Source organism: Collinsella stercoris DSM 13279, assembly GCF_020735465.1.
In the GTDB taxonomy this organism is placed as follows: domain Bacteria; phylum Actinomycetota; class Coriobacteriia; order Coriobacteriales; family Coriobacteriaceae; genus Collinsella; species Collinsella stercoris.
This window is the reverse complement of the sequence record NZ_CP085935.1, coordinates 15,546-29,866: the sequence shown is the minus strand read 5'-3', so window position 1 is coordinate 29,866 and position 14,321 is coordinate 15,546. Positions and strand designations below refer to the sequence as shown.

At 61.8% G+C, this 14,321-nt stretch carries 8 protein-coding genes and 1 pseudogene; 2 read left to right on the top strand and 7 right to left on the bottom strand.

Annotation, left to right across the window (positions count from 1 at the left end; genetic code table 11):
• Positions 1–532: 532 nt before the first annotated feature.
• Positions 533–1,465 carry a type I phosphomannose isomerase catalytic subunit gene (locus LK434_RS00110; protein ID WP_006720845.1) on the bottom strand — a complete coding sequence of 311 codons (933 nt, stop codon included), beginning with the start codon at positions 1,463–1,465 and terminating at the stop codon, positions 533–535.
• Between the two features lie 571 nt (positions 1,466–2,036).
• Here LK434_RS00110 and LK434_RS00105 point away from each other — a divergent pair.
• Complete coding sequence (locus tag LK434_RS00105; RefSeq protein WP_006720843.1) at positions 2,037–2,591, top strand: NADPH-dependent FMN reductase; 555 nt, start codon at positions 2,037–2,039, stop codon at positions 2,589–2,591.
• 358 nt (positions 2,592–2,949) lie between these two features.
• On the opposite strand, the gene LK434_RS00100 is transcribed toward LK434_RS00105, so the two are convergent.
• The 6 genes and pseudogenes from LK434_RS00100 to LK434_RS00075 form a co-directional block, all read right to left on the bottom strand.
• Positions 2,950–3,840 (bottom strand): ROK family protein, encoded by an 891-nt coding sequence (locus LK434_RS00100; protein WP_006720842.1) that lies wholly within the window; start codon positions 3,838–3,840, stop codon positions 2,950–2,952.
• A gap of 923 nt (positions 3,841–4,763) precedes the next feature.
• On the bottom strand, positions 4,764–6,518 hold the full coding sequence (gene aspS / locus LK434_RS00095; protein WP_006720839.1) for an aspartate--tRNA ligase: 1,755 nt from the start codon (positions 6,516–6,518) through the stop codon (positions 4,764–4,766).
• Between the two features lie 342 nt (positions 6,519–6,860).
• Positions 6,861–7,199 carry an ATP-binding protein gene (locus LK434_RS00090; protein ID WP_227917761.1) on the bottom strand — a complete coding sequence of 113 codons (339 nt, stop codon included), beginning with the start codon at positions 7,197–7,199 and terminating at the stop codon, positions 6,861–6,863.
• A 233-nt stretch (positions 7,200–7,432) separates the two neighbouring features.
• A complete protein-coding gene (locus LK434_RS00085) occupies positions 7,433–8,281 on the bottom strand; it encodes an ATP-binding protein (RefSeq protein ID WP_227917760.1) in 849 nt (282 codons plus the stop codon).
• A gap of 195 nt (positions 8,282–8,476) precedes the next feature.
• Positions 8,477–9,106, bottom strand: coding sequence for a hypothetical protein (locus tag LK434_RS00080; protein WP_006720836.1), 630 nt, complete (start codon positions 9,104–9,106; stop codon positions 8,477–8,479).
• Between the two features lie 10 nt (positions 9,107–9,116).
• Positions 9,117–9,728, bottom strand: a pseudogene (locus LK434_RS00075) (DUF1016 N-terminal domain-containing protein).
• A 307-nt stretch (positions 9,729–10,035) separates the two neighbouring features.
• Between LK434_RS00075 and LK434_RS00065 the strand changes: the two are divergent.
• Positions 10,036–14,232 carry a discoidin domain-containing protein gene (locus tag LK434_RS00065; RefSeq protein WP_006720832.1) on the top strand — a complete coding sequence of 1,399 codons (4,197 nt, stop codon included), beginning with the start codon at positions 10,036–10,038 and terminating at the stop codon, positions 14,230–14,232.
• The last annotated feature ends 89 nt before the right edge of the window (positions 14,233–14,321 follow it).

Here is a 14,321-nt window from a genome sequence, read left to right as displayed (position 1 = left end):
CCCTCGATTGTTCGTAGGGGCCCGCTCGCACGTTCGCGACGTCTGCTGTTTCCAGCGCGCACGTCGGTTTGGAACAAGGCTGCTCGATCCCTACGCCGGCATTACCCGGATCAGGTTGCGGGTCGAAGCGGTGCGGGGCGCGGCGTCGGCGTGATGCCGAATCGATGTCGAGCCATTCGCGTGCCATACGGCGCGGCGCAGTTCGATGTGCGACCCCACGGGCTTCCTCTCAGCCGGCCTCCGCCAGCTCCCCGTTGGTACATGAGTGAGTATAGGGCAACAGAACCCCGAAGGGTGTCTGCAATGTGCGATCAAGACCAGACGCGCACGTTCTTGGGAGGCAGGTGCGCGTTCGCCTATCCGCGCCCGCCCCTAACGAGAGCGGCCTTCGCGAGGCATTCTAAATGAAACGTGGCCTTCGACCACAAAATCGAGATGATTTCCGAAGCCGAAGGCCACATATCGTTTGAAAGCCGAGGCGGTGTCCTCTCAGGCGGAAGTAGCGGCGTTCCGCCGAGACGCAGCGGAGAGGCTACAGGTGAGAGGTGATGACCGTCATGTCGCCGGTGAGCACCAGCTCATCGCAGGCAGCGAGCGCCAGCAGGTGGCTGCCCTTGACGACCGGCTCGCCGTTCACGGTGCCCTCGCCCTCGATCACGCTCACGCACGTGAAGGGATACGGCGTCGCAAACGTGAGCTTGCCCGCAACGCGCAGGCGCTCGACGGTGTAGCAGTCGTTGGAAACCAGCACCGTCACGCCGTCGACCTCGGGCTGCGTGACCTCGCCGGACTCGGGTGCCTGCATAGCGTAGTCGATGACGTCGAGGGACTGCTCAAGGTGCAGCGGACGCAGTTTGCCGTCGTCACCGGGGCGGTCGTAGTCGTACACGCGGTAGGTCACGTCGCTCGACTGCTGCGTTTCGAGAATCACCGTGCCGCCCTTGATGGCATGCACGCAGCCGGGATCGATCTGGAAGAAATCGCCCGCGTGGACAGGAATCTCGTTGAGAAGCTCGCCCCAGCGGCCCTCCTCGACCATCTGCGCGAACTCCTCGCGGGAGCGAGCGTTCTGGCCCACCACGATGGTGCCGCCCTCATCGGCGGAAAGCACGTACCAGCACTCCTTCTTGCCCAGACTGCCGTTCTCGTGCTCGCTGGCGTAGGCGTCGTCGGGATGCACTTGGATGGACAGGTCGTCGGCGGCGTCGATGATCTTCACGAGCAGCGGGAACACGTCGCTCTCGCAGTTGCCGAACAGCTCGCGATGGTTGGCCCACAGCCACGAGAGGGTCTTGCCGGCATACTCGCCGCTGGCGATGGCGTCGTCGCCATTGGGGTGCGCGGAGATGGCCCAACACTCGCCCACGGGACCATCCGGAATCTCATACCCGAAGTCCTCCGCCATGCGGCGGCCGCCCCAGATCTTGCCCTTGAAGTCGGGCACGAGCTTGATGATCGAATCCATCGCCTACATCCTCTCCCTATACCTGCCAGTCCCTATACCTGCCAGTCACATGCGCGCACCGGTAGAGGCGGCACGTGTCCGTCCTTCATTGTACCCGCGGCACGTGCAGGCGGAGCAAAAGAAACACGCCCCGGCGCCATGAGACCCCAGCAACGGGCGGCGCCATCACAGGCCAGGTAGCGGCCGATGTCCCCCACGCCCGACAACGGTCGGCGGCGCCACAGGCCAGGTAGCGGCAGACGCCCGTACGTCAGGCAACGGGCGACGCCGCCATGGGGCCAGGCAGCAGCCGACAACGGCCGGCACGGGCATCACCCCGTCGCCGCAAGGGCGATGCGCGAACGCCGCCACGAAACTCCACCGCGTGAACGGCAGTGCGCCCGCAACCCGGCAGCACCAACACCAGCCCAACCCGACCACGACCATCGCCCAAACAGACAACACTCAAGTCGATTGCCGTTTTACGCGGGCTTTTTATGTATACAGCCTTAGTGGGTAATAAAGAGCACCTTGGGGGAACCATCTTACAGAAGCGGCGCGCATGGGCGCTCATCACCCGAAAGGAGCTCGTATGCCCCGAATTCTCATGATTGTGGGCTCGCTGCGCGAGCACTCGTTCAACCGTCAACTCGCCCGCGAGGTCGAGCGCATCATCGGCGACCGAGCCGAGGTCTCTTACCTCGACTGGCGTGACATCCCCTTTATGGACCAGGACATCGAATGGCCCACGCCCGATCCGGTCGCCGCGGCCCGCGCCGCCGTCTTGAGCGCCGACGGCCTCTGGTTCTTCTCCCCCGAATACAACTATCAAATCCCTGGCGGCCTCAAGAACCTGCTCGACTGGCTCTCGCGCCCGCTCGATGAGCATGACCGTACCAGCCCCTCCGCTATCAAGGGCAAGCGCGCCGCCGTCAGCGGCGTGGGCGGACGCGGGGCGACGGCCGGCATGCGCAAGGACCTCGAGCGCCTGTTCGCGGCCATCGGTGTCGAGCGCATAGGTGGGCCGAGCCTTGGCTTCGCGCTCTCCCCCGAAGAATGGGCCAGCGACACCCTCACGCTCGAACCCGGAAGCATGGGTGCGCTCGAAGCGGCGGTCGACGATTATCTCGCCGCGCTGGAACGGTAAACACAGCGCAGCTCATCGCGATCCGTGCGACGGAGGGGCTCGAGTGCCCCGTTACCGCGTTTTCAAACAGCGGCGCTGGCAACCGACAGCTCGGTTACGTGGCGCCGCCTTTTACATGCCAAGCGTTGTGGCTCATTGCAATGCCGCGAGCACGCCAAAAGAGGCGAAGGGGTCGTCAACCCTCGAGCGGGAACGCCTGCCTCCGAGCGCTCTTTCAGCCCTCAAACGGGGTCGTCAGCCTCCGAGTTCAAACGGAGTCGTCCGTCTTCGAGTGCGCTTTCAACCCTCGAGCGAGGGGCATCTGCCCTCGAGCGCTCTTTCAACCATCAAACGGGGTCATCCGCCTTCGAATGCGCCGTCAGCCCTCAAGCGCGCGTGCGCCCAGTGCGATGGCACCGAGGACGCCCTGGTTGCCGTCACATGCAGGCGGCACGATGTAGGCGTCGATGTCCGCGAGCTCCGGCGTCGCCAGGTACCCGTTGATCTGCTCAAGCACCTTCGCGCGAACGCGAGGCATGAGCTTGGGGGCATGGTCGGGCACGCCGCCGCCGAGCACGATACGCTGCGGGGAAAGCGTATAGATGTAGGTCGCGATACCTTGGGCGATATAGGTGCTCTCCAGCTCCAAAAAGCCCTCATCGTCGGCCATCTCCGACGCACGCTCGACGCCGTAGCGAGCCACCACGGCAGGCCCCGCGGCGAGCCCCTCAAAGCAGCTGTCATGGCTCGGGCAATGACAGGCAAAGTCCTCGTCGCCGGGCACGCGAGCGAGTGTGATGTGACCAGCCTCAGGATGCAGCATGCCGTGGAGCAGCTGACCGCCCACGTACACGCCGGCGCCAATGCCGGTGCCGACCGTGATATAGACCACGTTGTCGAGCCCCTTGCCGGCGCCGTACATGACCTCGCCCAGGCAGGCGCCGTTCACGTCGGTGTCATATCCGCAGGGTACGGCAAGGCCGCGCTGCATCTCGCCAAGGAAGTCGTAACCACGCCACGCGAGCTTGGGCGTCTGCAGAATATGGCCGTACTCCGGCGACTTGGGATTGACCGCCGTGGGCCCAAACGCCGCGATTCCCAGCGCGGCGATTCCCTTGCTCGCAAACCAGTCAATCATGGCGGGAACCGTACGCGCGGGCTCCTCCGTAGGGATACTCGCCCGCTCCACAATGGCGCCATCCGCATATCCGGTTGCGAGCACCATCTTGGTACCGCCCGCCTCAATTGCGCCGATCAGCCGCTTGTCCACGATTACCTCCCGAGGTCAGGCACATCCTTGCCCAAAGTATAAAACTTCGCCATGCACCCGTCTCAACGTTGCACATGTGTAAAACCGCGCGGAGGGCACTTGCCTTGCGTGCGCAGGCACATCTCATCAGCTTTTCCAGCAACGATCCGGCAACATTCGCTGGCTTGGGCCCGCGCAACCCCTTTGATTATGCTGTGTCTCTGTATACAACTGGGATGGTTTTGATACTGTGGCTCGCAGCCCTCTGGGTGAACCTCCTCGTAGACAAGTTCACCAGACCGGCTAATGTTCTCGTGGGCGACCAACTCATTCTAGATGGGCTTGTCTTTGTTGTAACACCCATCGAAACTCTGGTGATACACCGGTGACACTCACCCACCCGTTCAAACAAACGACAACGCGCATCCCGCCCATAGCTGTGTGGTTGGCATGGGCGGCGAAACGTCAACCGCTTTATTGCAGCAAAACACGACGGCGATGCGTCGGAGGGGTCGAAAACGAGGGAACGAGCGGCGCGCTCGGCACCCGCATGCCGCAAATCGGCCGAAAAAGTAACGAAAAACTCGACAGGGTGAGTATACGGACGTTTCGGCTCCACGTAAGCTGGGGTTTTTCTCCCTGAAAGGACGGTTTACTCAAGACGTTCCATATTTCGTTACCTTTTCGGCCAATTTGCGGCATCTCGCCGGCAAAACCGACCAGCTTGGGCCCTGCCCGGCCCCATCGGTATGGCAGCGCCCGCGCAACGAGGTGCGCGGGCGCTGCCAAACAATCACACATAGGCACGAGGTGCATGGGGGGATACCATCCATAATTCCGCTCGGTTTCCCAGGCGCCCCAGATCGCCCTGAAAGAGGAGGGCGCACGCCTTGCGTGCGGCGCCCGACGATTGAGGGGCAAGGTCGGGTGCCTCGTACAGCCGATTACTCGAGGCGGAGGCCGACCTCTTTAAGCTGCGCCAAGCTCACCTTAGACGGGGCGGCGGACATGAGGTCGGAGCCGCTGCTCGTCTTGGGGAACGCCATGACGTCGCGGATGGAGTCGGTGCCGGCAAGCAGCATGCACACGCGGTCGAGGCCGAGCGCGAAACCGCCCATGGGCGGGGCGCCGAACTCGAGGGCCTCCATCAAGAAGCCGAACTGGGCGCGGGCGCGCTCCTCAGTAAAGCCCATGAACTCGAGCATCTTGAGCTGCAGCTCGGCATCGTGGATACGCATGCCGCCGCCGCCGGCCTCGAAGCCGTCCATGACGAAGTCGTAGGTGCAAGAACCCATCTTGAGCGGGTCCTCGTCGAGCAGGTGCAGCTCGTCGAGGTGCGGCAGTGTGAAGGGCTGGTGCTCGGCCTCGTAGCGCTGGCCGTCCTCGTCCCAGTGGAACAGCGGGAAGTCCACGACCCACAGGAAGTCGTGGCCCTCGCGCGGCACGTTAAGGGCGTCGGCCATGTGGGAGCGCATGCCGCCCAGGATCTCGTCGGACTCGCGGCGCGGGCCGGCGGCGAACATGACCAGGTCACCAGGCTCGACATCGCAGCGGCGGCGCAACTCGTCCATCTCTTCATCGGTGAAGAACTTGACGATGGGGCTATTCATGGAGCCGTCCTCGCGGAAGGCGATCCAAGCCAGGCCCTTGGCGCCGAACGTCGCGGCGACCTTGGCCAGCTTGTCGATCTGCGCGCGGGGCCAGGTGCCGGCGCCCTTGGCGTTGATGGCCTTGACCACGTGGCCCTGCGTGTTGGCGGCGCTGGCGAACACCTTGAAGGCGGAGGAGGCGAACACGTCGGTCAGGTCGACGAGCTCCATGCCATAGCGGGTGTCGGGCTTGTCCGAACCGTAGGTGTCCATGGCGTCCCAGTAGGAGATGCGGCGCAGCGGCGTGGGCATCTCGACGCCCACACGCGCAAAGGCGTCGGAGAGCACGTCCTCGAGCTGCGACATGACGTCATCCTGCTCGACAAAGCTCATCTCGATGTCCACCTGCGTGAACTCAGGCTGGCGGTCGGCGCGCAGGTCCTCGTCGCGGAAGCACTTGGCAACCTGGTAGTAGCGCTCGACGCCGCCCACCATGAGCAGCTGCTTGAGGAGCTGCGGGGACTGCGGCAGGGCGTAGAAGTTGCCCGGCTGCAGGCGGCTGGGCACCACGAAGTCACGCGCGCCCTCGGGCGTGGACTTGAAAAGCGCCGGCGTCTCCACCTCGGTGAACGCGCGGTCATGCAGGGCGGAGCGGATGGCGAACGTGAAGTCGGAGCGCAGGCGCAGGCGCGCGGCCATCTCCGGGCGGCGGAGGTCCAGGTAACGGTAGCGCAGGCGCGTGTCCTCGGCGGTCTCGATACCATCCTCGATCTGGAACGGCGGGGTCTTGGAGCGATTGAGCACCTGGGCGTGGTCGACGAGCACCTCGATCTCGCCAGTGGCGAGCTTGGGGTTCACCGCATCGTGGCCGCGGTCGCGCACGACGCCGTGTACGAGGATGGGCCACTCGGGACGCATGGTCTCGGCGATCTTGAAGGCGTCGCCGTCGGAGTGCTCGGGATCGAAGTTGATCTGCGTGATGCCCTCGCGGTCGCGAAGGTCGCAGAAGATAAGGCCGCCATGGTCACGGCGACGGCTCACCCAACCGGTGAGAGTGACCTCCTCGCCCACGTTCTCGGCGCGAAGCTCGCCGCAGGTACGGGTATGCATGGAATGGGTGTTTGCGGGATTGGCGGTGCAGTCTTGTGCCACTGCTTCCTCCTTGATGATCTGTGCCGCCCCGTGCCGTAGCGGGCGGCTGGTGTACAGACTGCCGGGGCGCGTAGACAGCACGGCTCGGCGCAACGCGGCACATCCCGGGTGACAACGCCGAGGCCACAACGCCCCAAGCCTCCCCACACAATGCGCGCGATTGCTCATTAGCATACAGGAAAGCCGGGTGCTCCATCTTAGAAGAACGCCCGGCTCACGCGGTCTTAACAGGCTTGGAACATTGAGAACCTCAGCGGCGCAGGGGATGCCCCCAATTCTGCTCTCCGCACTGCGCGTCCTTTAATCGAGCAGCCACTTCCAAGCCGGAACAATATGGATGACGCCGCCTTCCAATTTCAGCTCATCTTCCTCGTTCGTCGTCACTATCCAACCCTCGTCCAAGCCAAGGTGACGCATGCCTGCCACAAGGCCGGAAATTTCACGTCCGCGCGTCTTTTCGTTCTGCATATCGCAAGAAACTTGAATCAGCTGGTGCGCAACACCCATCAGCGGGTCGCCCAACACGAAATCGACCTCATGCCGCGCGCTCCCCGCCTCGGTAAGCAGAAGTCGAGACAAGGCACCCTGTCGAGGCGTCGTCAGCGACCTTCTCAACTTGGCAAAGACCGCCGTTTCCAAACGCTGCGCCACATCTTGCGTTGCCGAGGGGGAAACGCCATGAGCATTCCGGGGTCGATTGCGTAAACCTTTGAAACCGCCCTCGCATTTTGCGCCAGTGCCCGCGAGAACTCTTTTAATTCGAAGAGCAGGTACGCCTCCTGATAATAGGAAAGCAAACTCGATAGCGTTGCACGCGATGTTGCGCTATCCCCGCGCTCTTGAATTGCGCCACAAGCTTATCAACCGAGAGCTCACGCCCCCGACGAAGCCAGGCAACGAGAGAGGAACTGCGTCGCGACCACCTGATTGCGAACGTCGTAACGTTCGATGACATCCATGTTAACGGTCCTGTACGCATACTCTTGCAGCAGCAAGACCCTATCGGATGGCGGAAAAGGCTGTGTTGCGATGAAACCCTCGCGCTTCAAATATTCGGGCAGGAGATTGCGCAGCTGGACAGAGATCGTGCTGCCAAACGCCTGCGGCAGCCCCTCCCCCGCGGCCTTGAGCTCAACCCCGCAGTACCGCACAAACTCCGAAAAGCTCATGGGAAACAGCTCGCGTGAGAGCGAGCGTCCGCGAAACTCGCTGGCCAACCCTGTGGACAGCATCTTTGAAGATGAACCCGTCACGTAGAGCGTCACCTTTTCCGTGTCGATGACGCGCCGCAGGAATGCGCCCCATTCGGGAACTTCCTGGATCTCGTCGAAAAACAAAAAGGCACCCCCGCGCTTTGCCGATGGGCGCATGGCGAAAAAGGTGTCGAGAACCTCGGACAGGAGCTGAGGGGAGTAGGGTTTGAGCCGCTCATCTTCGAAATTGAAATAAAGGATGTGCTCGGGGTTGTGACCCTCTCGAATAATGCGATGCATTTCTTGGAATAACCGATACGTTTTACCACAGCGGCGAATGCCCGTAACGACAGTTGCCAGGTTACCCCGGGCGGGGGCTAGGACGGGGCCCAGATCAAGGTCGCGGTCGAATACCTCGGGTACCCCATCGTCAAAAAAACCTGTATTTTCTCGGCAACGATCGCACGCATCGCGTTTCCAATCTTGCAATCTCATATTGCAAGATTTTTGCGAATCTTGACACTTCATGTTGCAAGATTTACTCCCAATGGCGCCGCGTTATCACATGCTTCTAGATCGCCTCGATGACTTGCATGATGCCGCCCCTTCCCCGTGTATCCGATAGCCCAAGTATTGCCCGTGTTGCCGCTATACAGGCAAGCACGGGGAGCATACGGCGAACGGATCCACCCGATCCCGGCTAAACCTGGATGTGATATCCGTCTACAGCTTGAGCCCTCGTAGCCTTGTCGAACGCACACGCGCGGCTTCGGCGGATTCCTGGGCGGTCTGGTATCCGCCCTGCGGTTCGCGCATCACCTCGCGAACCTGCTCGCAGGCAGCGGCAACCTGCAGACCATACGTGCCGTTCACCCAGTCCCACCACCGGGCGCGCCCACAATACTCCACATCGGCAAACCAGACGCGAATCTCGTCCAAGCTCACCGGCAGGTAATTGTTCGCGTCCACGCCGACGTCGTAGCGCATAAGTCCCTGCTTGCGGTTGAGCTCGTTGTACACCGTGCCGCAACTGTGGATATGCCCGTGCAGGTACCAACTGCCGTGCGACATCGAAGGCCAGTCCATAAGCGGGAAGTGCGACAAGATGAGCTTTTGCCCATGGACGTTGAGCTTGACGATGGGCGGCTCCACAATGAACGTGTCCGCAACCGCGCGCTGCGTCCAGTCCTTATCGTGGTTGCCCTGGACGAGATGGACCTTGCGGCAATTGATGCTCGCGCGCAGCGCGGCAGCGGCCTCGGCAGTCATCTTGAATGAGTAGTCGCCCAAGATATACAGGTCGTCATTAGGGGCGACGCGAGCGTTGATGTTCGCCACCATGTCGCGATTCATGCGCTCAATATCACCCCACGGCCGATCCGTGAAATGCAGCATCATCGGAAAAGCCAAGGAACTCGAGCACGTAGGGATCGCGAATGATATCCTCCGGGCGCTTGGGCGGCTCTTGGCGCTCGATTTCCGAAGAGACGAGCTCCTTGTCCCTGCTCGCCAGCAAACGCTCGCGAAACAGCGTATTAATCTGCCGCTCGAGCCGGCGCGTGCTCCATTTGGCGTCGGTGCACTCGTTCATATACCAAATGCGAGCGTCCGGATCGGCAATGCGGGACAACCTACGGTAGTGCGTCCAGCTCAATTCGTGACGCAGTGCGCCACGAATTGGAAACGCCTGATAGAGCAGTCGCATATACCGAAGATTTGATGGGTCGAACCCCTTGCCAAAGTCCTTAGTCAAACGCTTGGACATTCCCTGGATCAGCGCCTCACCATACTACGCGCGCTCCTCGCCGCCCTGCCGCTCAACGATGCTACGACCGATTTCCCAATATGCCTCAACCATCGCAAAGTTCACTGCGGTGTACGCCCTGTTGCGTGCGGCATCGAGGATCCCGGCGACCTCTTTGTAGAAACTCTCGAGAATGACCGCGTTTTCGCCTTCTTGGACCAACTCGCTCATATTAACCGCCCCTTCTGATTCGCACCTCCGACTGTGAAGCAAGTCTAAGACACCGTCCGGACAAAACTTTTCACCGCCTGGTTTCCAACTTCAGCGAAACACTTCCAAAACTCAAGGAGACGCGTATCGATGAGTGCGGAAACCCGCTATGCGGTCAAGGTGTTTCGTTGAAGTTGGAAATCAAGCATCCACCGAAGAACGAATCGCTTTTTGCCGGTTTCTTGCACGCTTCGAACCACCAATATGGCATAATACCCACCGCAATATTGGACTACACATGTGCATTTACACAGCCTGAGGAGGACATATGCCCCAACATCCGGGTGACCAACTCATTGAACCGCGCCGGAGGCAAACGCGTACGTGCAAGCACCTTGCGATAGCCGCCGGCCTCGCACTGACCGTGGGATCATCGATAATCTCCCCCTCCCAAGCGATCGCCGCTGAACCGAATCAACAGGCAGCCCCCGCACCACGGCCTGCAACATCAGAGGTAGTCAACCTCAAGACGGTCGAAGAATACGATAAGCAGATCGCCGAACTCGGAACCCCGCAAGAGGTCGCCAGCAAGATCGCCGCCGGCACCCTCAGCGACGAAAACGAGCTCCTTCTTATGCGCCGCTGGCTGGTCAACACGATCAAATATGATGAGCTCGTAACATGGGCCCAAACATCTGAGGAAAACACCCGATACCTCAGCTGGCTTTTGAACGACCATCAGATGCTCGAGCTCTATGTGACCGGCGGCGTCCCCGGCGGTAGGGGAGGCGGCGGCAACGCAAGCCACATCAAGTCCCTCACGACACTCGTGAACCTCGCAAAAGCCTACGAAAGCGACATCAAAGACACCAACGAGAAAGACCGTCTCGTCTATCGCAAGATGATGGTCTCCGCAGCCCTCGGCATGTGCGACAACACAAGGCTATGGACCGGCAGCAATGTCAAGGCCGATCCCGTCACCCGTTACGGCCACATCAAGACCCTGCGCGCCCACAGCGAGCAATATCACTTCAAAAAGGAGATCTTCGACGCGCTGCCCGTCGAGATGATGCGCTGGGTCTTCGAGAATCGCATCGCCGACGAGGAGATTCCCTGGCTCGCCAACTACTCCAACTGGTTCGTCGGCCACGATGATAAGGAACGCGTCATCTACAAGGACGGTAAGCCAACCGATACGCTCATGACCGAGGCTCAGAAGGAGAGTGAGCGCCTGAACGCTTACACCTTCACCGAATACAGTTGGTTCGTTCCGGGTGGCGAAAAGACCTACGACGACCCCGTGTTTTACGGCGAGCAGCTCAACGCCGACGCCATCTCCATCGAAGATCACCGCTCGAGCTACGAGCGCCAGCACTACCCGGCGGGGCAGAAGATCCTGGGAGGTTGGGCGAGCAAATACCGCTTCGACTATCAAGACCCCAATTTCCCGGGAATGAAGCTCGAAAGCCCCAAAGACCCCGCCTTGAAGCACACCCAGCTGTGGAACGTATTCGAGAAGGGCGGCGTCTGCGGTGCCATTGCCAAGACGGCCGAGAACCTCAGCGGCGTCTCGGGGCTGCCCGCCACCGTCTGCGGGCAGCCGGGCCATGCGGCCTGTCCGCGCTACGAGCCGATCAGGGTCCAGTTGCCCAACGGGAAAACCGATACGCGGTTGGGCTACACGATCCAAAACGACATATACGGCTGGCTCACCACGAACACCCCCGAAGTCAACCACATGCTCCTGGGCTGGGAGGAAGTCCATCGAGATACGAACGGGAACGAATCGACCAAGCGCTACGGCGGCGGCCCATTCATCCTGCTCGCAACAGATGCACTCGTGGACTGGGACGACTTCGTCAAATCCTTCCAGCTGCGCGTTCTCGCCGACGCCAGCGCCTCAACCGAGGACAAGCTCGCCGTCATCAACAAGGCCATAGAGGTGCAGCCCTTCAACCTCGATGCCACGTTGGCCAAGGTCAACCTGCTTGAAAAGAAGCAGGCGACCAAAGAGGAGTGGATCGAGCTGGCCGAGGACGTGGCGAAAAACTACGCCTATTACCCGCTGCCCATGCACAGCTTCATGAAGCTCATCGAGCAGAAGGGCGGCCAAGACGTATTGGGCGAAGTGGAAGGACTGCGCATCGGCACGCTCCAAACCGCCACGCAGGCGACTGCGACCGACGTCAACCAACCGGATGCCTGCATCGCTGTCGCAAAGGCACTGCTCGGAAAAGCGGACAGCAAGATCGTCCTCTTCTCCTTCGACGACACGAACAAGAAGGACGACAAGAACGATGCGGGGGTTCTCAAACTCGGGCCGCAGTTCAACAACAGCTCGCTGAAATGGCAGTACAGCCTGGACGGCGGCACGAAGTGGACCGATGTCACCGACAACAAGCACGAGGTGACTCTCAGGCCCGACGAGATCGCCGCGATCACCGCGCAAAACGATATCAAAGTGAAGCTCTACGGCGTCCAAACCGTCCACGCCATCGACATCACCGAGGGCATTGCACCCAAGGGTTACAGCATCAACGATCCCGAGCGCTGCGTCTATCTGGCAGACGGTAAGAGCTACGACTCCGTCGAAGTGCACTACGACGGCGCATGGCATTCCTTGGAACGCGGCAAGCCGCTGCCCGAGGGCAAGACTCTCACCCTGCGTTCATCGGCGCATGGAACGGCCCTTGCATCAAAGGGCGATCAGACGATCGAGCTTCGCCCATTTAGGGATGCGTGGGATCCAGCGGACGCCAAGGTCGTCCCCGCAGCCCAGCTCAAGATCAACGATGCGGCACCCATTTACGGAAGCTCGGGTGCGCACCGTGCTGTAGACGGATACTTCCTCGGCGACCAAGACGAAATGTGGGAGACCGCCGTCACGAACGATAAGTACATCGTCATCGACCTCGGCAAGACGCGCACCCTCAAGCACCTGGACATCGTCGCCCGCGGCTACGGTGGCGCCGGCAACATCTTCGCCTATGAGCTCTCCTGCGCACCCGAGGGCGCGCCGACTCTTCCGCAGGCCGAGGGAGACAAGGGGGATCCCAAGGTCGATCCCAAGGCATTCAGCATGGTGGGCACGTTCAATACGAAGTACTCCAACGGCCAGGTCGGCCCCATGGTCTCCCGGACCACGTTCGATGAGCCCGTGACCGGCCGCTACATCCGCATCAAGGCAACTAGCACCAAAGGCAGCACCGCCTCCGCTCGCGAGTTTATCTTCTACGAGGATCCCTCCCAGACGCCCCCGGCACCCGCACCCATCGAGCGCACCATCTCGGTTGGCGTGGCGAGTACGGACTCGACCATGGCGACCCTCCAAGCGGCGCCCTCCGACGGTGCCAGCTCTGGCACGATCGAGTACGCCCTTCTGGATAGCGACCGCAAACCGGCCGATAACGATTGGAAACAATCGCCTGTCTTTGAGAACCTGACCCCCGGAGCGACGTACTACGCCTACGCGCGCATCTCCGCGGCCGACGGTTACTCCGCCGCCGTGAGCGAGAAGCACGAATTCAAGACCTTGGACAGCCACGCGCTCGATGTTATCGTCCCCGCCTTCGATCCCCTACAGGCGGGTTACACCAAGGAGCAGATCAAACCCGGTACGCTGACGCTCATCAACGCCGGGGATAAACCTGCTACCGTCACCGTCAAACTCAACTCCGAGCACTTCGAGATCGTCGGTGCGGACAATCCCATCACGATTGATCCCAAGGGCAAAAACGAGAGCATCACCATCAAGCCCAAAGAGGGCCTGCCGATCGGCGAGCACCTCGGTTCGCTCAGCATCAACTACGAGGCCCAAGGCGCGCAGGAGAGCTTCGGCACGAACGTCCGCGTGGTCGTAAAGGGCATCGAACGCACCATCGATGTCAAGGCGGAGAACGTCACCGAGACCTCGGTCGACCTTTCCGCGACGCTTTCCGCCGGAGCCGATGACGGCACCGTGGAATACGCGCTCGTAAAGCGTGGCGCCGGCATGCCGCAAGGCGATGCGTGGCAGGCATCCGCGCATTTCGAGGGGCTTGAGTCCGACACCGTCTACGATGCCTATGCGCGCGTGAGCGCCGGCGCCGCGCATGCGCCGGCGACGAGCCACCCGGTCACCGTGAGGACGCTCGCATCCGTGACGCCGGAGCCCGATCCGGAACCCAACCCGAATCCCGAGCCGAACCCGAACCCTGATCCGGAACCCAACCCGAATCCCGAGCCGAACCCGAACCCTGATCCAGAACCGAACCCGAACCCCGACCCGAACCCGAACCCCGACCCGAACCCGAACCCCGACCCGAACCCCGACCCAGCGCCCGAGCCTGAACCCGCGCCCGACCCAGATCCCAATCAGGGCAACAGCTCGCAGCCTGCACCAGGCGCTGGGACGTCGCAGCAGAGCGGGAGTAACGCGGCACTTCCCGCCACGGGAGACCCCGCAACGCTCGCCGTCGCTGCGACGGGCATCGGCGGCGCCCTTGCCGCCGCGATCGGAGCCCTGCGCAAGCGCGTGAAGCGCTGACGGACAGGAAGGCGCCGTGTCGGCTCGCGCCGCGACGCAGAGCCGCGCGACGCCTTTCCGCCTCGATAAGCGATATTCAGAACGCGCGC

What these genes read in the sequence shown, in the direction of transcription:
- LK434_RS00065 (WP_006720832.1), top strand. Translation starts at nt 10,036, where the DNA reads ATGCCCCAACATCCGGGTGACCAACTCATTGAACCGCGCCGGAGGCAA.
- LK434_RS00085 (WP_227917760.1), bottom strand. Translation starts at nt 8,281, where the DNA reads ATGAAGTGTCAAGATTCGCAAAAATCTTGCAATATGAGATTGCAAGAT.
- LK434_RS00105 (WP_006720843.1), top strand. Translation starts at nt 2,037, where the DNA reads ATGCCCCGAATTCTCATGATTGTGGGCTCGCTGCGCGAGCACTCGTTC.
- LK434_RS00080 (WP_006720836.1), bottom strand. Translation starts at nt 9,106, where the DNA reads ATGAATCGCGACATGGTGGCGAACATCAACGCTCGCGTCGCCCCTAAT.
- LK434_RS00110 (WP_006720845.1), bottom strand. Translation starts at nt 1,465, where the DNA reads ATGGATTCGATCATCAAGCTCGTGCCCGACTTCAAGGGCAAGATCTGG.
- aspS (WP_006720839.1), bottom strand. Translation starts at nt 6,518, where the DNA reads ATGCATACCCGTACCTGCGGCGAGCTTCGCGCCGAGAACGTGGGCGAG.